General features: G+C 44.2%; 17 protein-coding genes. 3 read left to right on the top strand and 14 right to left on the bottom strand.

The features are described from left to right. Positions 1 to 306 precede the first annotated feature (306 nt). From QUA43_RS25585 to QUA43_RS25570, 4 genes are all read right to left on the bottom strand, one after another. Complete coding sequence (locus QUA43_RS25585) at positions 307 to 957, bottom strand: DUF3226 domain-containing protein (protein WP_333377543.1); 651 nt, start codon at positions 955 to 957, stop codon at positions 307 to 309. 5 nt (positions 958 to 962) lie between these two features. Continuing rightward, the gene (locus QUA43_RS25580) at positions 963 to 2,111 is read right to left on the bottom strand and encodes an AAA family ATPase (protein ID WP_333377540.1); all 1,149 of its coding nucleotides are present in this window, start codon (positions 2,109 to 2,111) and stop codon (positions 963 to 965) included. A 200-nt stretch (positions 2,112 to 2,311) separates the two neighbouring features. After that, positions 2,312 to 2,524, bottom strand: a complete 213-nt coding sequence (locus QUA43_RS25575; RefSeq protein WP_333377538.1) for a Uma2 family endonuclease — start codon at positions 2,522 to 2,524, stop codon at positions 2,312 to 2,314. Between the two features lie 7 nt (positions 2,525 to 2,531). Then, a complete protein-coding gene (locus QUA43_RS25570; RefSeq protein WP_333377535.1) occupies positions 2,532 to 2,924 on the bottom strand; it encodes a hypothetical protein in 393 nt (130 codons plus the stop codon). Here QUA43_RS25570 and QUA43_RS25565 point away from each other — a divergent pair. Together QUA43_RS25565 and QUA43_RS25560 are read left to right on the top strand one after the other, a co-directional pair. Next, on the top strand, positions 2,805 to 3,245 hold the full coding sequence (locus QUA43_RS25565; RefSeq protein WP_333377548.1) for a substrate-binding domain-containing protein: 441 nt from the start codon (positions 2,805 to 2,807) through the stop codon (positions 3,243 to 3,245). The two genes, QUA43_RS25570 and QUA43_RS25565, sit on opposite strands and share 120 nt — an antisense overlap. A gap of 255 nt (positions 3,246 to 3,500) precedes the next feature. Further along, a complete protein-coding gene (locus QUA43_RS25560) occupies positions 3,501 to 4,139 on the top strand; it encodes a lysophospholipid acyltransferase family protein (RefSeq protein WP_333108164.1) in 639 nt (212 codons plus the stop codon). A 109-nt stretch (positions 4,140 to 4,248) separates the two neighbouring features. Here QUA43_RS25560 and QUA43_RS25555 read toward each other — a convergent pair whose 3' ends face one another. From QUA43_RS25555 to QUA43_RS25520, 8 genes are all read right to left on the bottom strand, one after another. After that, positions 4,249 to 4,860 (bottom strand): GAF domain-containing protein, encoded by a 612-nt coding sequence (locus tag QUA43_RS25555; RefSeq protein ID WP_333377532.1) that lies wholly within the window; start codon positions 4,858 to 4,860, stop codon positions 4,249 to 4,251. 104 nt (positions 4,861 to 4,964) lie between these two features. Beyond that, positions 4,965 to 5,555 (bottom strand): YdcF family protein, encoded by a 591-nt coding sequence (locus QUA43_RS25550; RefSeq protein WP_333377529.1) that lies wholly within the window; start codon positions 5,553 to 5,555, stop codon positions 4,965 to 4,967. Between the two features lie 697 nt (positions 5,556 to 6,252). Then, positions 6,253 to 7,083 (bottom strand): GUN4 domain-containing protein, encoded by an 831-nt coding sequence (locus QUA43_RS25545; protein ID WP_333377526.1) that lies wholly within the window; start codon positions 7,081 to 7,083, stop codon positions 6,253 to 6,255. Between the two features lie 150 nt (positions 7,084 to 7,233). Further along, on the bottom strand, positions 7,234 to 8,376 hold the full coding sequence (locus QUA43_RS25540) for a hybrid sensor histidine kinase/response regulator (protein WP_333377523.1): 1,143 nt from the start codon (positions 8,374 to 8,376) through the stop codon (positions 7,234 to 7,236). Between the two features lie 150 nt (positions 8,377 to 8,526). Then, complete coding sequence (locus tag QUA43_RS25535) at positions 8,527 to 11,190, bottom strand: GAF domain-containing protein (RefSeq protein WP_333377520.1); 2,664 nt, start codon at positions 11,188 to 11,190, stop codon at positions 8,527 to 8,529. Positions 11,191 to 11,775: 585 nt separating this feature from the next. Continuing rightward, entirely contained in the window at positions 11,776 to 12,909 is a 1,134-nt protein-coding gene (locus QUA43_RS25530) for a glycosyltransferase (protein ID WP_333377518.1), read from the bottom strand. 682 nt (positions 12,910 to 13,591) lie between these two features. Then, a complete protein-coding gene (locus tag QUA43_RS25525) occupies positions 13,592 to 14,740 on the bottom strand; it encodes an NAD-dependent epimerase/dehydratase family protein (RefSeq protein WP_333057384.1) in 1,149 nt (382 codons plus the stop codon). A gap of 110 nt (positions 14,741 to 14,850) precedes the next feature. Next, entirely contained in the window at positions 14,851 to 15,441 is a 591-nt protein-coding gene (locus QUA43_RS25520) for a chromophore lyase CpcT/CpeT (RefSeq protein WP_333377515.1), read from the bottom strand. A gap of 159 nt (positions 15,442 to 15,600) precedes the next feature. Between QUA43_RS25520 and QUA43_RS25515 the strand changes: the two genes are divergently transcribed. Further along, positions 15,601 to 15,825: a KTSC domain-containing protein gene (locus QUA43_RS25515; protein WP_333377513.1), complete on the top strand. Its 225-nt coding sequence runs from the start codon at positions 15,601 to 15,603 to the stop codon at positions 15,823 to 15,825. A gap of 245 nt (positions 15,826 to 16,070) precedes the next feature. Here the strand turns inward: QUA43_RS25515 and QUA43_RS25510 are convergent, their stop codons facing one another. Together QUA43_RS25510 and QUA43_RS25505 are read right to left on the bottom strand one after the other, a co-directional pair. Then, positions 16,071 to 21,533, bottom strand: a complete 5,463-nt coding sequence (locus QUA43_RS25510) for an AAA family ATPase (protein WP_333377510.1) — start codon at positions 21,531 to 21,533, stop codon at positions 16,071 to 16,073. Between the two features lie 6 nt (positions 21,534 to 21,539). Further along, entirely contained in the window at positions 21,540 to 21,674 is a 135-nt protein-coding gene (locus tag QUA43_RS25505) for a hypothetical protein (protein WP_333377507.1), read from the bottom strand. Positions 21,675 to 22,238: the final 564 nt, after the last annotated feature.

Genomic DNA, 22,238 nt, shown 5'->3' with positions numbered 1-22,238 from the left:
TGCTCCTTCTATCAATGGCTAAGTTTTAGTCTGAGATTACAAAAAGCGCTCCTAGTAATAGGGGCGCTTTTTGTTTGTTTGCTAAGACTACTACTATATAGTCATAAAATTAATACTCTCGAAAGGAAGTCTGATTAAGTTATTATTCCAATAAAGGTGACAAAAATAGATTTTATATTCCTCAAGCCAAATTAGTAGTAATTCTAAATGGGATTTTATGTCGGTGTTAGAGCGATCGTACTACCCTATATCGGATGTCTTTACCTTGCCAATTACGTTACCATAACTTGAAGCGGATCGGGAGTATTACATGGCTGAGCCTTCCACAAATAAACGTATTAACCAATTAGTGAATTTTACTGCGACATCTGTGTGAGGACGAAGAGCTTGACTTGTAATTGCCTTTCCCAAAGGATAACCAGGTTCATCATGCCAAGCAAGATAGGTATGAATCACTGCTTTACTGCGATGCACTTCTTTGAATGTTGTTACCTGCCTTGCGTGCGCCTGTTCCACACATTCTCGCGCAAATGCCAAAGATGCTGGCTCTGCAAGTTCCGCACAAAAGTCTTCTAACATACCAGAATCTTGATTATTAGGCATGAGCCAAAATCCCAGTTTAGGTTCATCTGAAGAAGTCTCGACTACCGTTCCATCAGCATCAGGTTTGTTCAGTAACGTATAACTGTAATGTTGTAACTTGCTTTTTATACTTTGCCATCGGCCTTCAAGAGAAGGCTTGTCAGCATCAAGCATAACTCCTATTACTTGAGGAGGATTAGGACGTATAATCAGCGCATTTAATCGTTTTAAAACGCCGACATCTGAACCACATTCATATATACCGAAAGTCTCAGGAACATTATGAGCTTTACATAAAGCCATAACAACATGGCAATCATTAACTCCTTCAACAAGTAAAACTTTATCTGTATCTTGCTTGCAAACATCGCTCATACTACTTACCGCACTTCAACATCCATATCCATCGAATCATTTAGGGTCTCCGATGTATATTCTGTAGCTTTGATTAACCCATTCTTTTCATCAAGTCTAAAGAAAGCACCAAGCGTAGGATAGTTATTCCATGCCTGGTCGAAACCTTTTATACAATCGCGGCTGTGAGTGGTTGCAAAGACTTGAACATTAAGTCTATCCGATAGCTGAAACACAATATCCCAAACTTTGGGTTGAACACTCCAGTGCAATCCATTTTCAAATTCATCAATTAAGAGCAGTCCGTTTCGAGCATTTACAAGTGCAACAATTATATGGAACAAACGAGTCATACCATCTCCCATACTCTTGAGAGGTAATGGCTCCTCTATCCCTTTAATTTTTACTAGAGCAATACGCTGATCGTTTTCCCGAGTTCTAAAGTCACTTGCACTATTCTCTACAAAAGCCACTCCAGTAACTCGATCGTCAATTAAGCCAAGAGCAGAAATAACCTCCGACTCTACATCGGTCAAGCTCGTTAAATCCCAAAGAGCAGCTAATTTTCGATTGGGCATATTTTCGGTCGCAACAATCTGCCATGTGTATTTAAACTGGGATTCCTGCCTTTCAGAACCAGAAATCATTCTATTGCGACGTCGGATCTCTCTCAGATCTTTATTGTCTAAGTCTAAACTAAAAAGCCTTCTAGTTCTTTCACCTTCCTCTGCTATCAGAAAAAATTCAACATTAGATAGGTTTTCATCAACTTCCACATCAGAAATACGAATTTTCCTGAGCGTGCCTTCATCATCATTTTTATTCTGATATGCAGCGGCACTGATATGAAGCTTTGTGTTTGAAGCGACTTCTCCAAGAGAAATACCCTCTTCTCCAATTATAGGTAATTTGTGACCGCAGAAAAGATGTCGCACAGAATTACTAATAAAATTTTGGGAATGTGGCTGAGCTTCACTAAACCAACTCTCTTGCCTAGACTCTACCAGGTCAAGCAGGACTGTAGGGGAAGCATTGCTGGCATAGAGTTCTACGGCTTCAAGAAACGTACTCTTTCCAGCATTATTTTTGCCAACAATCAGGTTGACACGATTCAGCTTTCTAACTTCAAGGTGTTGAAAGAGCCTAAAGTTGTGTATCTCGAAGGACTCCAGCATACAATATTCCTATAAGTTTTTCTAACTAGCTTATATCATATCTTGGTATAACTTGCCACAAAATAATTTAACAAAATCTTCCCAGATACCGTAGACAATAATTGCCCGTATCCCCGCAATCTCAGCACCTTGCAGAGTGCGAATAATTACATCTCGTAGCAAAGCACACCCAATACCTTATATCATCGATCGCCCAATCATTAAAAAGCCAGTTTTTGAAATAACTCCGCAATCGGAAGAGTAAAGCCGGGGACGATTTCTTCGCCATCGAGGGAGTTAGCGGACTTAAGCAGGCGATCGGGCTCTTGGGACGATCGATACACCAACACATACTGTTTTTTAGGATGAATCACCCAAAATAAACACGCTCCATTTTCAAAATATTCTACGAGTTTGTGGTGAATTTCTGCCAATATATTGCTAAGAGAAAGGATTTATACTCGCACTACGCTCTGGTTTCCCTAAATTATAACTATTAGCAATATCGCTAGCCAACTGACAGTTGATTCTGAATTGCCTCATATCAATCTTACCATTTCCGGCGCGGTAATACCAAGTTCTACCGCCAGCTTGGGGTATCTCCTGACAGTCCGAATATGTCACCTCAAATATCTTGGCAATATGCACGTCATAGAGGCACAATTGACCCCCATAAGCAGATTTTGTGGTATTGGTTTCTGACACCGTAAGGGCATAAGTTCCTCCGCTCAAATTCAAGATATTTTCAAGGGAAATGCTCAAGACTGGTCGAAAGTCGGCGGCCCGGCGGGCCCGATTAAAGTAATTAACAGACCCGCAGTTAGTGGCACTCATCAAACGTTTAAAGAACAAGTGCTCCGAGGTGGCGAGTTTGGCGCAGCGCCAAATATTACCACGCTCGATCGAGATGCAACAACTCCCCTGCTACAAGCTTTAGGCAATAACGGTATTGGGTATGCGACTTTCGCTCAAGTAGTCAATCAGAGAACGGTGCGCGTTGTTCCAGTCAACGGTGCCACGACGGATGCGGGTAACTATCCTTACAAGCGGCAGTTGTACTACGCCTACAAAAATCCTCCTAGCCAAGCAGTTAAGAATTTCTTGGGCTACGCGACTTCTTCGGAAGGACAGAAAGCTATACTGGCCGGAAATTGAACCTTGGCAAAGAATTCGCCAGAATTTATTCTGACGCTACACAAGCTTGCAAAGCGGTTTCAACCGCCGAATCATCTAACAGCACGACACGGATAAACACGGATACACTGATGATAGTCAACTTAGCCAATTAGCTAAACAGTCCGATCGCTGGACTTATCCGTGTATCCGTGTCAAAATCCGTGTAGTGCTTCTTTTTTGATTGCTGAACTGATAGGCTAATATTCGATGTAATTTAAAACTTAAGGTTTTTCTGTGAGCAAAAGTCGCGAACCCGTCGAAAGTTTACTTCTCTACTATTTATTCAAATGGTCAATTGTCAGCCCAATGCTGCACCTGTACTTTCGGGGCCGTATCTATGGTGCAGAAAATGTTCCGACAGAAGGGCCACTGGTGGTAGTCAGCAATCACGCCAGCGATTTTGACCCGCCGATTTTGTCGAATTGCATGAGGCGGCCCGTCGCATTTATGGCAAAGGAAGAGTTATTTAAAGTTCCTATTTTGAAGCAGGCAATTACGCTTTACGGTGCTTATCCAGTTAAGCGGGAAAGTGCCGATCGCAGTGCAATTCGATCGGCTATCAACTCTTTGGAAAATGGCTGGGCGACAGGTGTATTTTTGCAGGGAACTCGCACCCCTGACGGCAGAATTACTGAACCGAAATTAGGTGCTGCGCTGATAGCTGCTAAGGCAAAAGCGCCGCTGTTACCTGTTAGTTTGTGGGGAACTCACGCGATTTCGTCGAAAGGTTCGGGAATTCCGCGTCCGGTGCCACTGACGGTGCGAATTGGCAAGCTAATTGAAGCGCCCGGTTCCTCGGATCGCGAGGAGTTGCAAGCGTTGACTCAAAGATGTGCGATCGAGATTAATGCCATGCACGATTTGGGTCGCTGATTTGCTTGGAGGTTGTTTTGTATAACTTACGCAGAAACCTCGTTTGATAGATAAAAAACATCGTTACAGGTTTGTAGTGAGTACGAAGACTCCTCATTACAAACCTATTTTATTGCGGTTGTACGATGCCTCTGACATAAGCGACAGCTAAAGGCGAAATTTTTTCTGTAACTGCTGCGATAACTTGGCGATCGAAGTCAGTCCAAACTCTGGGGCGATCGAACATACAAGGCTGCAAAACCCCCCACAATAAGCCGTCAGCACAAAGGTGAGCGTGAATCAAAGCTCGATGTCCGAACTCTTTTGCCTCAAAATTTTTGTTGACAACTTTAGGATTTGCTGTTTCAACATCCTCAACAAAAATCGACGGTTCAGTTCGCAAAGCTGCTGCAAACAAAGGGTCTTCTTCCCCTAAAGATTCTGGTTCTTTTTTCCATTCCGGGTCCCAAACCTCTGGATAGTTTGAGTTGCGACGCCAGCAGTAAGGTACTCTGCCCATTTGCGTTTCAGGATTGCGGAGGTAGAGAAAGACCCGATCGCAATTTAACACCTCGCCTAAAGCCGGCACCAAAGCCGAAAAAACAGCATCCGGCGTTTTGATGTTACTCAAAATTTTATCCAGAACTTGCGGCAGAATTTGGTCGGTCATTAACTTTAGCTTTTGAATTTCATCTACTAATTTTAAACTACTCCTTCTCTTCTGTTCTCTTCTCTTACGCATTTATCATCAGGATCTTCCCGGTTCGTTAAATCGCTATCGAAGACAAGTTTTAAAACCAGAGAGAATGGAAAAAAAATTAAAACTTGCTTAATGCTTCCCTTTGTTTATTCAATTCTCGCTTGGCTGAAGTTAGCACCCGTATAACCGGTTGTCAGCCAAAGAATAGCCCTAGCGCCGTCGCGAACAGCTTTTTGCACCGGTTCGGGGGTTCGCCCAGACGGAACTGCCACAGGCTTAAAGCTAATGCCTCGACTGCCGAGCACGATTTCGCCGATAATCTGAGCTCGCCGCATATGATCGTCAGAAGTGATCAGATACACGCTCTCAATCCCTTGAGCTTTCAATTCATCTACCAGGGTGGTAAAATTTGTTACCGTATCCACCGCTCTGTAGTCTAAGTGCAGGCGATCGGACTCAATTCCCGCTTCTGAAAACACCCATTCGGCGAACTCGGGATTGCTTCCAGACGACACCCAAATCGGCAATTCAGGATGCGAGCGAGCAAATTTGGCGGCAAACACCTCTCGCTCCGTAGCCCCACCTAGAACTAACAAAGCTTGGGGTCTCTGAAATTCGCTCTTAACCTGCTGATAGCCCAACCAACACGCCATTGAAAGCCCTACTAGGAACCAAAAACTGCGTGAAGTGTTCAAACGCTGGTAACGCCGCGTGTTTGAATTGATTCTTAACCACATCTAAACCTATAAAAATTTTATTTAACTCACAAAGGAACCATAACAAAAAATACCGCACCTATAGCCCACTAACAGGAATTAAAAATTAAAAATTAAAAAAGGGTCGGGGGATCATAGATTTTAGATTTTAGATTTTAGATTTTAGATTTTAGATTGACTCTACGTTTGTGGTGGGGCTTAAACAGGTGATTTGAGATTTTATAGCAACCGCCTTGGCGGTTGCTATGCTTGTCTGTGGGCGAATTCGTTAGCGGATATGCAAAAAAGAGGGGAAAAACAAAGCTTCCCCCTCCTGCTTTTAATTTTTCTTGGTTTTTAACGGGACTGGCCGGGTTCGAACCGGCGGCCTAGCGCTTCAGATTTGTGTGAGTTTCCCCACTCTCTGGACTATACCTTCACCATATGCTTGCAGCTTTTAGGTGGTGACCGTCTAGTCTCTAAACCTTCCTGATTTCAATATAGGCGATCGCATAATCGCGCTGAACTCAGGCTTGGCTTGGTATTGCCTTAGAGTCATAGGAACCCACGAACTCTTTAGGTTTCACCAAATTTGACCACATTCACTCCTAGAGTTTCCTCGCAGGGTGCCCGATTCTTCAGGAGGCGCTTGCTCTATCCATCTGAGCCACAGCCCCAGTTGCTAAACCGTTTTGATTATAGCAGTTAATGTCGATTTTGAATTTTTTATTTTGGACGATTAGCGATCGCCCGTTGCCAGTTTCGCAGCGATGCGGGCAAAGTTTTCTGCTGCGGTGAGTTTACCAGCACCGTAACAGGCGCGCTGTCTCCATGCGGTGACGGGGAGATGTCCGGGGGGAGCATTTTCGTTGAAGGAGAGCTCGCTGTAATATTTCCAATTTTCCTTGACTCTCCAGCCGACTCGATCGCAAAATTCAGTATAATTTGCCTCGGTACTTTCCCAAATCTGCTGCTGCACGCTCAACCCGAACCGCCCGCTGCTGTATTGTTGCCAAAGTTGGTCGATCGTGCGAAGGTCTGTAGGAGGAAAACTGTCAATATCGGCTGCACTCAGCCAGCCTTCGTCTTCCCTGACAGCGATTTGGAGCAAGATTTCCCAAGTGTGTTCATCAGCTTTGCGCCATTTTCCCGTTTCTAATAGCTTTGTCAGTTGGCGGTAGTCCATCCCCACTTCCGAGATAGCCGGAGTTGACTCAGTTATGGCGCCGATTTTGTCTTCTAGTCGCAGTAGAGTGCTGACAATCAATTCGGGGTTTAGTTGTTCGAGGCGGTACAGAACCCATTCTAACTGAGATTGCAGGTATGTGCGGGCGATCGCACCTTGCTGCAATTCCCCATGCAACTCATCAAATTTAGCTGACCAATTTTGTTGATTGCGGGTCAATTCCCACATTTGTTTGGCCCACTGCAATCTAACTTGTTCTTTTTTTAAATAAGTTTTGGAAGGCTTAGCACGCTGCGGGTAGGGAGTCAAATCCCAGCCGCAAATCGAGCAAAACTCTGCTTTTTCTTCTATGTATTCAGCGCCGCACACTGGACAGTTAGACATATTGCCATAAATTCGGTTGCCAAGTAATTATCTGACATCGGGTAAATTAACCATAATTCGATTAGGTACACACTTTGCAACCTACAATTACAGTTTATCTGTACTAATGTTCGCTTTTCGCACCCGAAAGTTAGAGTTATTTATACCTATCTAACAAGGCAAGCGAATAGTAAACAAACTGCCTTTGCCCAACTCGGATTTTACCTCGATCGTGCCGCGGTGAGCTTCGACTATTTGGCGGCAGAGGTGTAGTCCCAAACCTGTACCGGATTTCTTGTGAGTTCCAGGGCCAAACCTTTCAAATAACTTTGCTTTTTCGGTGGGAGAAATGCCGGCGCCAGTGTCTTGGATTTCTATGATAACCCATGCCAGCGGTTGGTTTTTGAAGCTCGTATAAGCAGGTGAATTGGCAGCTTTTAAGCTGACATCTATTGAGCCGTTGTCGGTGAATTTAATCGCATTTCCGATTAAATTTGTCAGCAAGCGGTGCAACTCCAGACGATCGCCCGGATACTTCGCAATCGGTGCACTTTCTGCACTTTCTGTCAAGTCTAAATTTACCGACAAACCTTTAGCATCCGCTAGGGGAGCTAGTTCTTCAGCTACCTCAGTAATAAGCTGGCGCAAGTCCACGGCAGCGAAACTCAGGGATTTGCGGCCTGCTTCGTAGCGGTAGACTTCCAGCAGCATATTTACCATCGCGATCAGGTTTTGGTTGCTGCGAACCATCGTCCCAAAAGCGTCGCGCATGGGAAGGGAAATTTCTCCCAAAGCTCCCTGCTGCATTAAAGTTAGCATTCGATCGGCTGCTACGAGGGGTGTCCGCAAGTCGTGAGCGAGTCGGGAGACAAAATCTTCGCGCTGGAGGGCGATCGAATTGCGCTCGTCTACGCTGTGTTTTAGTCGCAGGAGCGATCGAACCCTCGCCAGCAGTTCATCCATTTCGACTGGTTTGCGGATGAAATCGTCTGCTCCCATGTCCAATCCCTGCACTACGCTGGCACTGTCGTGAGCCGTGATCAGCAAAATCGGGATAAAGGGCAATTCCTTATTTTGTCGGATTCGTTTAGTGACTTCGTAACCATCCATTCCCGGCATCATCACGTCTAGCAGTACCAAATCCGGGGCTGACTTGTCAATTTGACTCAAGGCAGAAAAGCCATTCTCGGCCGTACTGATTTCGTAACCTTCTTCTTCTAGGATTGTCTGAACCAATAAAACATTATCTGGTGCGTCGTCTACCACCAGAATGCGATCGGCTTTTGTGGCATTCGGAACAGATAAATAACTCATTTAATTGTTAGCCTGGAAATAAATACTAACTTTAATATGGCATCCGATTTATGTTTTCACATTTTTACACTTGTTAACTCTGTCATAAGGAAGATCTCACAACTTTATCAAACCTTTTTACTTTTGAACACTCGGATGTAATATAATCTACTACTTGGTTGTCATCGTATGCACGCCGTCCCAATCATCGGGCGGGGGTACTTCCAAATAGCTTAGGGATCTGTCGAGGTGAACTTCCACAGGTCGATCGCTGGGTCGCATTGCTAAAGCCGCTTCAAAATAACTAATAGCTTTATGAAAATTTCTAGCAATATAAGCATCCCTACCGTTACTGTAAAGTTCCAAAAACCGAACTGTTTCCCCGTCGATGGGTTCAGAACTATTTTGCAGCAACTCGTAAATACCAACTGGCTGATTTTGGCCCTTAACCCGCACCTTGTCTAACTCTCGCACCCAAATCCCTTCGCGGCACAAACTGTATGTAAATTCGCTCAAAATTATATCGCATCCGTACTCCTTTGTAAGCTGTTCCAATCGCGAACTCAAATTCACAGCATCCCCGATTACCGTGTAATCCATTCGCTTTTGAGAACCAATATTTCCCGAAACCACCTCTCCAGAACTAATCCCAATTCCGAAGCGAAACGGATCTGCACCGGGGCGAGAATCATTAAACTCTTTCAAACGCCGGCGCATATCTAAAGCCGACTGCACCGCCATCCAACCGTGACTTTCCGGGGGATTCAGCGGCAGGGGCGCGCCGAACACCGCCATTAAAGCATCGCCGATAAACTTGTCTAAAGTGCCTTCGTAGTGGAAAACGGCCTCCACCATCGTCTCAAAATATTCGTTCAGCAGGGATACCACATCGGACGCTCCCAACTTTTCGGTCAGCGTGGTATAGCCGCGAATGTCGGAAAATAAAATAGTCACTTCTTTGCGTTCGCCCACCATCAGGGCGCCTTCACCCAAGGCCATCACTTTATCTACGACTCCTGGAGTCAGGTAGCGGTACATCGTATTTTTCATCCGCTTTTCGCGGCTGATGTCTTCGAGTACCACTAAACCGCCGCGCACGCCGCCCTCTGGATTGATCAGCGGGTTGACAGTCAAATTCAAACTGCGTTCAATTACTTTAATTCGAGAGGCGGGGATGGGCAGCGGACAATAAGGGTGATACAGGGCAGAATTTCGCAGCGCAAATAGAGATTGGGCATTAGCTAATTCTGCCAGCGCTACTTCCTCAGTCCACGCGCGGTTTTCGCCCCAAGCGTAATATAAATTAGGATCAGTGCGATCGGGCACGGCCAAAATATAATTTTCTTCTTCTTTTTCTTCTTCTTCTTTTTGTTGGGAATTGAGCGTTTTTTCTACCAACAGTCCCACAGTTAAACTTTGTTCGGGAACGTAATGTCGGGCAGCATTTTTGAGACTGTCTTCTAGTCGAAATTGCAAATTGTCGATCGGGACAACTTCCCAAACATAGCGATTAACCAGTTTATCTTCCCAAATCAGAAGATTGTGTTTGCTTTTAGCTTGATTTACCGGACAGCCCAACAATTCTAGGGCTGCTTCGTTGATCGTCACAACTCGCCCCTTCAAATCCGTGGAAATCACTGCATCAGAAAGACTTTGCAGCATATCTTTCTGATACTGCTTTTCCACCATCACGTTCTGAAACAGTTGAGAATTTTGCAACGCCATTCCTGCTTGGGAATTAAACGCTCGCAAAAACTCCTCGTCGGAAGGAGTGAAAGTCCCTTGGTTCTTATTAATTAGCTGAGTTACCCCGATCAGCTCACCTTTAGCATTATGCACCGGCATACACAAGACAGTCCGAGTGCGGTATCCCGTTTGCTGGTCTGTAGATGGGTCAAAACGGGGATCGTCGTAAGCATCTGTAATATTTAGAGGTTGACCAGTCGAAGCCACGTAGCCAGCAATTCCCCTATTCGCAGGAATGCGAATTTCCATCATCGTTTTGCCGTCGGCCTTGGCGACTTTGGTCCAAAGTTCGTTGGTTTCCCGATTTAACAAAAATAGCGTGCTGCGATCGGCTTGCATCAAGTCGCGAGCTTGATCCATGACAGAGCGCAAAGTTGTTTCCAAGTCAAGACTTTGACCCAAAGTCGTGGTGGCTCTCAAAAGTGCGGCAACCCCTCGCTGGTTGCGGGCCACGACGTAGAAAGACTGACAGCTTTCGAGAATAATCCCGATCGAATCTGCAAAAGCCTGGAACTGCTGTTCGTCTTCCTCGCTAAAGGAGACATTACCAGCTTTATTTAACAGTCTGACCACCGCTACGGGTTCATGTTGGCTTTTGCTGCTAAAAATCGGCATACAGAGGATGGTCTCGATCTTGTAGCCCGGTGGTTCGTCTACTTCGGAATTAAAATGCTCGTGCGATCGAGCTTCGGCGACATTGATCGATTTTCCGGTTGTTGCTACGTAGCCTAAAATGCCTGCATCCATCGGCAAGCGCACTTCTACATCCTCGCCCGTAAGTGGATCGAGTGTTTTGTGCCATAGTTGATTTTTGTTGGAATCAACCAAAAAAATTGTTGTCCGGTCTGCTTGCAAAATTTGACCAATTTTGACAGTGAAGGCATCTAAAAGTTGCTCTAAGAGACTTTCGAGTGCTTCATTGTTAATCAGGTCCATCGCCCGGATAAATTGCTGAAATTCAGCCGTGATAAAGTCCAGCAGGCACACTAATTCAGGAACTGGCAGGCTCTTAACACGGGAGGTCAATGCCCCCATAAAATTGACTTGAGTCAGTGTAGCCAGAACGCTACCAGTATTGGAGAATGTCATGATTAACTGCTTGCTCAGAGGGGTAGACTGACCGCAGGTCGATCTGCGCGAGATTCGGCGGCGGTGCAAACTCTTGAATTTGTTTGCAAGCGCATCGGCACTCGCTTGTCGCTTTGATGAATCGTGAGTTCAAAAGTGGCGCACGCAACTTCAGTTTGCTTGTTATGTATGCTCGATCGATCTTTTTTACAACCTCGATGATAATGATGAGGGTTCGTCCATTCAAGCTGAACTTGAGTTCGCAAAACAGAAGGCCTGAAAATTAGGTGACAGGCTTTAGTTTGATCGAGAGTGCAGTGTGGATTTGACGCTCTGTGCTCGACTGCAGCGCGCGGTGTGACTGTTTTAGCGCACTCGGCGACCGTATCCGGTCAGGTAAAGAGCGCTATGAAAGCAGCGCGCAAGGCATTCCTACAGAGCTTACTCATAGTTTAATGGTAAATGCAACAGCAGGATAGCGACGGTAATTTATGCAGCAAAAAAGTTCGATCGGTCTTTGAAAACATCCATCCTCATTACCAACTGACGATCGAACAGCGAAGCTAAACTGTCGGTGAGGTTTAAAGGTGGTACAGATGCTGACATTTAGGCAGCTCTGGGCATGGACTGGGCAAACACCACTGATTGATAGTATCGCTGGAGTTGTGCGGCGGCCGCGGCCCAACCCCAGCGTTCAGCTTCTCGGCGAGCGTTATGGCGCAGGGTTTCCCGTTCTTCGGGATTCGCAAACAGACGCTGGGTGGCGACGAGTGCTCCTTCTTCGTCGGCGGGGTCAAATAAATATCCGTTAACGCCGTCGGTGACGATATCGGGAATTCCGCCGCTGCGCGCCGCCACTACAGGCGTCCCCGCAGCCATTGCTTCTAGGAGCACTAAGCCCAGGGTTTCGGTGCGGGAGGGAAAAATGAAGGCGTCCGCCGATGCGTAAGCTCTTGCGAGTTCTTGCCCCTTGAGGTAGCCGACAAAATTAGTGGGTGTACCGGCAAAATATTGTTCAAGGGTTTGCCGATGCGGGCCGTCTCCCACTAAGGCGAGGCGGGCATCGGGAATCGCTGCGAGAACTGGTTTGATGCGTTCGATTTCTTTTTCTGCACCGAGGCGGCCGACGTACAGCAGCAGGGGACTGTCTGGGTTATTTGCAGAAAGGCGCGATCGCATTTCTCGACTTGCCAATTCCGGGACAAACATTTCAGTATCTACGCCCCGCTGCCACAAATCTACTCGCTCAATGCCGTGGGTTCTCAATTCTTCCACCATTGCTGTAGAAGTACACAAATTCAGTTCTGCTTGGTTGTGAGCACCTTTGAGCAATTCCCACAATAAAGGTTCGAGGACTCCAAAACCGTAATGGTGCAAATATTTCGGCAAATGCGTGTGGTAAGAAGCCAAAATTGGAATGTTGAACTTTTTCCCGTAATATATACCGCCCAATCCCAAAATAGCGGGATTGACAACGTGAATAATATCCGGTTTAAACTGCTCTAATTGGCGACCGACAGCCGGAGAAGGAAGTGCCATTTTCAATTCCGGGTACATCGGCAAAGGCAAACCCTCCACACCGTAAACTCGGGCGCCTTTGTATTCTTTAATCCCGTAATCTGGAGAAAATATCAGAACTTGTTCGCCCGCGCGCTGCAAGTGATCTACAGTGTGAATCAGACGCGTCACAATGCCATCTATTTTTGGCAGAAATGTTTCAGTGAACAGAGCAATTTTCATAAAAATAAGTTATTTAGGGAGCCGATAATCATAGCTTGGGGCAAACGTCATCGGTAACAGGATACACAGTGTCGGGGGGAGTAAGTCATGGCGTGCGATCGGCTGCTTTTCTACACTTCTTCTTTCTGTTTCACTGCCGCTAATTCCGAGAGAGAGGTTTTTGGGATAAAATGCCAATTCCCTGAATGCGAATAGATAAAATTATCCCACCTAAAAGCCATCCCACACTTTCGGTCAAGCAATTAACTCTGTAAATTTCCTGTGCTGTTCCGGCAATTTATCTCGCTTTTTAAGTGGCAGATAAGCCTTTGCTAACTCGGCACTAATTTAGATCACTCGGCGTTACAGCAGCCCATTCCCCTATTAAATAATAAGCAAAAACTGCCCTCGCTGAAAATCCAGGCAGAACCACCAAAAGCAACAGAATGAGAATTCGACTTTTCACGGGATTTCTTCCCAAACAAGCCAGCGGTAAAAACCTGATGCCATTTTTTAATTAACCGCAGAGGACACAGAGGACACAGAGAAAGAGATAAAAAAGATAGATTATCGTAATATACAGCCAAATCCATTCAGAACTTGCGAACCCTTCTCCTCTCTTCCCTTCTTTTCTCTTACTTCGCGCCCTTCGCGCCTTCGCGGTTCGTTAAAACGCTCTTTCCCCGCAGGTAGAGGCCAGAACTTACTTCCAAGAAACCTTCGGCAAAATCTGGTTTTTATCGACACGGTGCTGATATTTTGTAGCAAAATTCAGCAGAGAATCGAGCAGGGAATCTGAGAGATAGTGCGGTTGCAAACCCAGGTCTAGCAAATTGGTGTTTTTGGCATTGAAATAATGTTCTTCTTTCTCGACTCTGGGATTTTCGATGTTGTTGATTTCTACTTTTAATCCCATTGCCATGCCTGCTTTTTGCACCAAGGAGGCTAAGTCGCCGACGCTGAATTGTTCGGTGAATTGGTTGAAGACGCGGAATTGTCCGGCTTCGGCAGGGTTGGCTAGAGCCAATTCCACGCACCGCACGGTATCCCGAATGTCTAAGAAGCTGCGGGTTTGTCCGCCACTGCCGTAAACGGTCAAAGGATGACCGATCGCAGCTTGGATGCAAAACCTGTTCAATGCTGTACCGAATACTCCGTCGTAGTCCAAACGGTTGATCAACAGTTCATCCATGCCGGTTTCATCTGTGAGCACGCCGTAGACTACGCCCTGATTTAAGTCGGTGGCTCTTAAACCCCAGATTTTGCAAGCAAAATGGATGTTGTGGGAGTCGTGGACTTTTGACAGGTGGTAGAAACTGCCTGGTTGTTTGGGATAGGGTAGTGTATCCTTGCGGCCGTTATGTTCGATCGTGATGTAGCCTTCTTCAATGTCAATATTCGGCGTGCCGTATTCGCCCATTGTCCCCAATTTCACTAGGTGACAATCGGGGAAGTCTTCGCGGATGGCGTACAGCAGGTTGAGTGTCCCGACGACGTTATTGACTTGAGTGAGGACTGCGTGTTCGCGATCGATCATTGAGAAAGGTGCCGAACGCTGTTCGCCGAAATGGACGATCGCCTCTGGTGCAAATTTTCTCATGCTTTTGCTGAGAAAATCGTAGTTGGTGATGTCACCGACGAACAAGTCGATCGACTTGCCCGTTAAATCTTGCCATCGCTGGAGTCGTTGCTGAATCGGTGCGATGGGAGTGAGGGTGTCGCTGCACAGTTCCAGATCCCAGTGCCGCCGCACGAAGCTGTCGAGGATGCCAACTTCGTAACCTTTGTTAGAAAGGTAGAGTGCGGTTGCCCAACCGCAATAGCCATCGCCACCAATAACCAGGACTTTCATAAATCAACGGTGAATCTTGCTTGCCAATACTGGGTTAATGTACCAGGTATTGGTGCATTCTGAACCTTTAATCAAGCGTGTTCGCCCAGGAAGGACTCTGTTTTTTTAGATTAAACCGGAATTTCGTCGGCGAAACTAGCCCGGCGGGTGAATTCAAAGGGGCCGGCCTGGGCTCCCCAGACGTGGGCGTCGGTTTCTGGGTCACGTCCGCGATCGTGGCTAATAAATTTGTCTTGGTCAATCTCGAATTCGCTGTCTAGATAGGTTTTTTTGCCTTTTCTGACCACCATACAGCCTTTTCCGGGTTCGACAGACCCTTTGAAGCTGTTGCCCGTCCACTGCGTAATAAAGGTGCAGCCGGGAAGTAGAGTCAGTTGTTCTTTTTTGATTTCTTGCAGCCGTTGCGGGTCGCGGGCCGCGCCGTAGAATTGTTCTTCGTTTTCTATGGCATAATTTTCGATGTCGATTCGATCGCCCACGGGGACTAATTTCAAAACTCGGACTCGGTACGGTACATTCAGTTCAATATCGTAGGCTTGTTCTAGGTACAAGCTGAGCCCATCCAGAACTTTGATCGGCAAAGGCCTCATGCAGACGCGGATGTGGGCGAAGAAGGGCGGATTTTCAAAGGCTTGGGCTTGGTTGCTGAAGTCGGCGGCCATCCAGCGCGCGAGGGTGACGATATCGGTGGAATGAGTCATTTCGATTTTAGATTTTAGATTTTAGATTTTGGATTGAGGGAGTAGAAATTATTTTAGGGGAAATTCAGGTGCGATCGGGCTTTAGAGTCCTGACTTCTTTAAAAAGTCCGGGATTTGGGTATGCTGTTTTTTTCAGGTAGCCTTACTTATCGGGAAATAATGAAACTACAACCAGTCGAATCCAGCATGATAAAAGCTGTGGGTTATGACGAAACAACTTCTACTCTGGAGGTTGTTTTCAATAGTGGCAAAACCTATCTATATTCTGAGGTGCCGAATAATGTCTATCTAGAACTGATGGACTCTGATTCCAAAGGGAGTTACATGAGATATTGCGTGATTGACTGCTATCCGTACCAACAGGTGAAGAAACGGCGACGATAAGTACGCCATTAATCTAGCCGTTTTGAATATCTAATCTTGATTTTTGCGATCGACGAACTCTAACCCAGATTTTTTGATTGTGGAGGTGAAAGGAACAATTGGAATTGCTGGATACTCACCCTTTGTTTAACACTCGGTGTCCCCAATCCGATCGTCCGTTTCCCAATTACGAAAATTCCGGTGAATTTTTAAGCCTATTTTAGTTTCCTCTTGACATCAATATTTGAGTCCCTCTCTAGCCCAAGTTACACCAGATAGTTTATCGGAATCTCAATTACAAAAATTGTCCCCCTGCTGACGGTCGAATCACAGGTTAATTTGCCCCCATGTTTTTTGATAATAGCATAGCTTACAGATAAACCCAAACCTGTGCCACTCCCCACAGGTTTAGTTGTAAAAAATGGCTCGAATATGCGTTTTTGAATATGGGTAGGAATCCCACTACCATTATCAGCGATCGCAATTCTTACCAACTTTTTTTCTATGACTTCAGTCTGAATCTTAATAAAAGGATTTTTATTAATTTTACTAACTTGTTTGAGAGCATCAAGAGCATTACTAATAATACTAATAAATACCTGATTCATCTCACTCGCATAACAGGTGACATGAGGAAGGTTGCCATACTCTTTAATCACTTGTACCTTCGGTTGATTATCACTTTTTTGGAAGCGGTTTTGTAAAATTAGTAAAGTGCTTTCAAGTCCGGCGTGTAAATCTACAGATTTCATGTCTGCTTCGTCTAAGCGAGAAAAATTACGCAAACTCAGGATAATTTGTTTGATTCGTTCGCTTCCGACTTTCATGGATTGCAGGATCTTAGTTAAATCTTCCGTAATAAATGCTAACTCAATTTCCTCAATCTTTGCTTTAATTGCTGAGCTTTTATTTGGATATTCTTGCTGATAAAGTTCCAGCAAATTTAGCAAAGCTTTGATATGATTTTCTGTCGGCTGAAGATTACTATGAATAAAAGTAACTGGATTGTTAATTTCGTGTGCTATCCCCGCTACGAGTTGACCGAGGGCTGACATTTTTTCACTCTGAATTAGTTGTGCTTGGGTTTGTTGTAAATTTTTCAATGTTTGCTCTAAATCAAAAGCTTTTTGGCTTAACTCTTCTGTTTTTCGCTCAACTTCGGCTTCCAAGGTTTGAGAGTAGTTCTCTACTTGTTGATACAAACGGGCGTTTTCTATGGATATAGCGGCTTGAGCACTAAGAATTTGGAGGGTTTCGATGCGCTCGCTTGTAAACGCTCCCACGGTAAGATTATTTTCTAAATACAAAATCGCGATTAATTTTCCCTGGTTGCTAATCGGAATACATAAAGCTGATTTAGGCTGCTGGGTGATGATATAGCGATCGCCGGCAAATTGAGTGGAAGCACTCAAGTTATCAAAAACTGCCGTTGTTTGACTTCTGGCTACAGAATAAATAAATCTTTGGGGTAATTCTTGACATTCAGCTAAAGGAATATGCCTTTTTTCTGTATGGTTTTGATCCGCTTTCGCCACTACTAACCATTTTGCCTCTTGATCAATCACTAAAATTCCGGTTTGCGCTCCGGCATGGGCGATCGTAATTTGCATCAAAGTGGCTAATAGTTTCTCTAATTCAATTTCCTGTGAAATAGCTTGTGCTGCTTTCATCACCGCCGGAAAATCTAACCATAAATTCTGGGTGTTGCTGTTACTGCTGCTAGTTACGCTTCTCATCAGCGTGGGAGAGATTGTTCCCCCAGATATGATAGCTCGTTTAGTCGGTTGGAGAATAGCCCCTAGTAGTTGGGGATAGTGTTGTTCTAAATAAGCAACTTTCGCCTTCGCACCCCATCGGGTGTAACAGTAGTATGCTTCCTGCATATATCCAGAAGCAAATTTTTCTTTGCCCCAGTCCAGATAAAATTTAGCTGCTAGTTCATTAGCTAACGCTTCTTCTTGGATATATTCGTTTTCTTTGGCTCCGGCAATTGCGCGATCGTACAAATCTCCTGCTTCATAATTCTTTCCTAAAACTCGGCATTTTTCTGCTTCTACTAAGTTAACTTTATGTTGGTGATTCATCGGAGCATAACGCGCCCACTGAGCCAAAGTATTTTGATGGGTTTCTACCAAAGGGAGAGTGTTAGCTCGATCAATTTCTGACTGCGTAGAAAATACTGCCCAGTAGGTTAACCCCGCATAAAAATGGAAAACAGGAGTATGAATTACTCCGGCTGCTGCCATCAAATAAAGATTAGCTTGGGCTATGTATTCTAGGGCATTAGTGTAGTTGCCAAATAGATAGCCAAGAATCAATTTGTATATATAGAGAAAAGCGAGTGCTGTAAACTCATGATCCTGATGGTGTTTGGGAATCATCACCGTTTCATCGTAGGCAGTTCCGATTAATAAATCCGGTTGATTGACAACTTCTATCAAACTCTGGACCATCTGTTTTTTCATCTTCAGATAACCCAGAGGAGAATCTTGCTTAACTTGAGCTAAGACAACACAGTAATTTTCTATTTCTGGTTCCCAATCATAGAAATCCACTCCAGCGAAGAAACTATCGTCAAAATAAACACTAATATTGTAGCCAGCATTTAGGAAATCACCAGTTTCTATTCCAGTTATATAGCCATCTTTTGCCGTTAGAATTACTGCCCTTAGTGCTTCTTGACGATGCTGGAGAAAACAGCCAAAGAAAAGTAAAGTTATGGACTTAAATTCCCGGACATTCAACTGATTGAGTAAGCTCATTCCCACTCGACCAAAGCAATAGCCTTTTTCTACTTCTCCCAAAAAGACAGACAGCACCATGCCATAACTTGCATACCCGATTGTTGATGCGGGTGCATTTCCAAATTGGAGTGATAGACTGACCATTGTGGAGCCGTGCAGAGGCAGCAAGGCAGGATTTCCCGCAAAAATGGGCGAAAACAACATTGCTAACAGTTGCATAGCCGCAATTGTCCGAGGATCGCTCATCACAGGGAGGTTAATCAGTTCCTCAATCTGTTTGCCCTGGAGTTGATCGGCAAGGGTTTGTAGTGCTTTGCCTATCAAGGCTTCGTCAGGTTCCGATGAGAACTCAACCCCTAATTGTGTTAAGGCATTTCTGCCTACTGCGATCGCTTCTAACATCTGACTCTGGGCTGTCAGTGCGTTGATTTGAATCTCAAATATTTTGACTTTATCTAGTATTGTTTTGGACGATCGCAAAACCAGATCAGCCATTTCTTCCATACCATCAAAATCAGCATTCAAGTAGGCAGTTTCCGCCGCAGCTACATACAGATTGAGGGTTAATTCATACTGAGTTTGCCAACTGTCTGGGGTTAGCAACTCAATCCCTATTTGCACAAAACTTCTGGCGGCTGAATAGGCTGTAGAATTTCTGGCTTTCTGTCCGGCTGCTAAGTTAAGTCTGGCTAAGGCTTCTCGTTCTTCAGCTTGAGTAATTAACCCACTTCCTAAATTCAAATGCCCGACAATATCAAATAGATTTTCTTCCTTTTCTATCTCTGATAACTTTTGTTGGAGCAGTTGACCAATTTTGAGGTGAGTTGCCTGTTTTTGGTTTTTTGGAATCAGAGAATAGGCAGCTTGTTGAACGCGATCGTGTAAAAATCTGTATCTAGCATTTTGTTTATTAGCATTTTCATCTTCGGGGCTTAAGTTATTATTGCCTTCAACTTGATAAAACTTATAAACATTACTAATTGGTAAAATCAAACCCCCCTGCAATGCTCTCCATAAAACCGTCGCCGTCTCTGTTTCTGATTGTTGTAAAACTATTGCCAAATTATGCAAATCGAACTGAGCCCCTATACAAGCAGCCAACTTTAAGACATCCTGAGTTGGAATTGGTAATTTCTGCAATTGCAACGCCATGAATTCAACAACATCATCAGTAATTGCCAAGGCTTTGATTTGGGCAATGTCGCACTGCCAATGCTGGATATCCCAATTAAAGGTAATTAAGTTGTCATCGTGTAAAGCTTTGAGGAACTGAGTTGCAAAGAAAGGATTTCCCTTGGTTTTTTGATTGACTAATTTAGTCAAAGGCTGGGCAAGAGATAGTTCGCAATTTAGCGTATCTGCTACCAATCGATTAATATCCGATTCTCTTAACGGTAGTAATGTAATCGTATTTACCGTTGCCCCAGTTTTGATCAGTTCATCTACGGTTAAGATAAATGGATGTACTGGTGACACTTCATTATCTCGATAAGCACCTAATATCAATAGATGTCCTGTATCTTGTTGCCTCAATAATGAGAGCAAATTCAGTGATGCAGAATCAGCCCATTGCCAGTCATCTAAAAACATCACTAAGGGATGTTTTTTACTGGTAAAGACTTTGACAAATTTTTGAAATAATAAATTAAAGCGATTTTGGGCGGCTGTTCCTGATAACTCTAGGGATGGTGGCTGTTTACCGATGATGTTTTCTAACTCAGGAATTACATCAATTAATACTTGCCCGTTTTCTCCCACTGCTGCGAGAATATTGGTTTTCCATGTTTGCAATTGTTCTTCTGATTCTGATAATAGTTGCCCCATTAAATCGCGAAAAGCTTCTACGAAAGCCGAAAAGGGGATATTCCGTTGAAATTGGTCATATTTCCCTTTAATAAAATAGCCACGTTGCCGAACAATGGGTTTATGTACTTCATTAACTACTGCGGTTTTCCCAATCCCAGAAAAACCCGCTACTAGCACCATTTCTGTTGTGCCATTGGCGACCTGATCGAAGGAATTTAATAGTTGATTAACTTCGGCTTCTCTTCCGTAGAGTTTTTCGGGAATTAGGAAGCGATCGCTGATATCTCGCGTTCCTATTTCAAAAGGTTCTATTGTGCCTGTAGTTTGTAGTTGAGCTAGACAGATTTCTAAATCGTGCTTAATTCCCAAGGCACTCTGATAACGATTTTCGGCATTTTTTGCGATTAGCTTACTGACAATTTCTGACAAAGCTAGGGGAATTTCTGAATGAATTTGATGGATGCGTATTGGCTGTTTCGCCAGGTGACAATGTACTAATTCCATTGCATCTTCCGATCTAAATGGTAATGTTCCCGTCAATAATTCATAAAATGTCATTCCCAGAGAATAAAAGTCACTACGATAATCTATGCCTCGATTCATTCGACCAGTTTGTTCAGGAGAAAGATAGGCTAATGTGCCTTCTAAATCATTAGTATGCTGAATTTCTTGGTTTTCTTTTGGCAGGAGAGAAGCAATACTAAAATCAATTAATTTGATTTCTTTGGTTGCAGGATTAATCAGAATATTAGCGGGTTTTATGTCTTTGTGTATGACTCTATTTTGGTATAAATAGTGCAAAATTTCTGTTATTTTAAGAAATATCCTGAGAAATTCATCTAAAGGTAAATATTGATATGGGGAATTTTCATCCGTGGCTGTTTGGAGATAATCAGATAAGGAAATTCCACCAAAGTCTTCCATGACTAAGGCATAGCCATTGCCATATAATTCTAGGCTTAAGGGTTTGATAATACTAGGAAAATCGAGATTTTTTGCAATGGTATATTGGTTGCGGAATTGAACGAGTTCGTTAAAGTTTGGGTATTCATTTCGTAGTAATTTGATGACGACGGGTTGTTGGTCACTGGTACGGATGCCTCGATAGACAAGGGTGCGCGTACCTGTGTATAATTGCTCTGTGATTTGATGCTCTGGTAAGTTGGCGATCGCATTCATAATTTTTTAAGCTAATTTTAAGTTATTTTGTATTGCTGTCCAAGTAGCAGGATTTACTTGTTTGGGATAAATTTCTAAAGAAGCTCGATCGTAGCTATAGCCTTTCTCAGCAACATGAGGTGCACGCTTGATATAGGGCATAGGCCTCCGTGGGCATAGGCCTCCGTGGGCATAGGCCTCCGTGGGCATACCTCACTTTATTGAGAACTGCTATAGTTACTTCTCAAATATTATCAGAGCGCTTGTTAAAACGCCCGCTTTGCAATAATTGTGACCTTGTGTAAGTAGGTGCAGATATTTAAACAGAACTTACGCGACGGTGGCTGAGGAAGGATAAACTGGCGACTACTCCCCGTACCGGCTTTGGTTTGACTTCCTGGTAGCGTCGCTTTGTTGTTATTTAATTTGAGCGATCGCTTTATGGCAAACATAGTTGGATATTCCAATTAATTCAGATGCCAGGGTGAGAGTTTTCACTTATAACTTGTTGCAACGAATAAGTTAGGTAAATTTAGTAACATATTTGACTATCGGAGTCTTACTCTTTTGATTCGCAACAACTTCCAGCCTTACTTTGGTTTCATTTTTCAAGATTTTTCGGGGTCTGTTGCTGTGTGCCAAGAAGTATCTTCGGGTTAGATTAATTAGTGTTCGTCAAGGAATTGTCAGTCAGCCAAGAGTCTAATTAAGCTAATTTTACTCTCA

Origin of the sequence: Microcoleus sp. N9_B4, from assembly GCF_036701635.1 — a bacterium.
Lineage (GTDB): Bacteria > Cyanobacteriota > Cyanobacteriia > Cyanobacteriales > Microcoleaceae > Microcoleus.
This window is presented reverse-complemented; position numbering and strand designations above follow the sequence as displayed.

Bases quoted from the DNA above. Each gene is read 5' to 3' on its own strand.
- QUA43_RS25585 (WP_333377543.1), bottom strand. From the start codon at position 957: ATGAGCGATGTTTGCAAGCAAGATACAGATAAAGTTTTACTTGTTGAA.
- QUA43_RS25580 (WP_333377540.1), bottom strand. From the start codon at position 2,111: ATGCTGGAGTCCTTCGAGATACACAACTTTAGGCTCTTTCAACACCTT.
- QUA43_RS25570 (WP_333377535.1), bottom strand. From the start codon at position 2,924: ATGAGTGCCACTAACTGCGGGTCTGTTAATTACTTTAATCGGGCCCGC.
- QUA43_RS25555 (WP_333377532.1), bottom strand. From the start codon at position 4,860: ATGCGTAAGAGAAGAGAACAGAAGAGAAGGAGTAGTTTAAAATTAGTA.
- QUA43_RS25550 (WP_333377529.1), bottom strand. From the start codon at position 5,555: ATGTGGTTAAGAATCAATTCAAACACGCGGCGTTACCAGCGTTTGAAC.
- QUA43_RS25545 (WP_333377526.1), bottom strand. From the start codon at position 7,083: ATGTCTAACTGTCCAGTGTGCGGCGCTGAATACATAGAAGAAAAAGCA.
- QUA43_RS25540 (WP_333377523.1), bottom strand. From the start codon at position 8,376: ATGAGTTATTTATCTGTTCCGAATGCCACAAAAGCCGATCGCATTCTG.
- QUA43_RS25535 (WP_333377520.1), bottom strand. From the start codon at position 11,190: ATGACATTCTCCAATACTGGTAGCGTTCTGGCTACACTGACTCAAGTC.
- QUA43_RS25530 (WP_333377518.1), bottom strand. From the start codon at position 12,909: ATGAAAATTGCTCTGTTCACTGAAACATTTCTGCCAAAAATAGATGGC.
- QUA43_RS25525 (WP_333057384.1), bottom strand. From the start codon at position 14,740: ATGAAAGTCCTGGTTATTGGTGGCGATGGCTATTGCGGTTGGGCAACC.
- QUA43_RS25520 (WP_333377515.1), bottom strand. From the start codon at position 15,441: ATGACTCATTCCACCGATATCGTCACCCTCGCGCGCTGGATGGCCGCC.
- QUA43_RS25515 (WP_333377513.1), top strand. From the start codon at position 15,601: ATGAAACTACAACCAGTCGAATCCAGCATGATAAAAGCTGTGGGTTAT.
- QUA43_RS25510 (WP_333377510.1), bottom strand. From the start codon at position 21,533: ATGAATGCGATCGCCAACTTACCAGAGCATCAAATCACAGAGCAATTA.
- QUA43_RS25505 (WP_333377507.1), bottom strand. From the start codon at position 21,674: ATGCCCTATATCAAGCGTGCACCTCATGTTGCTGAGAAAGGCTATAGC.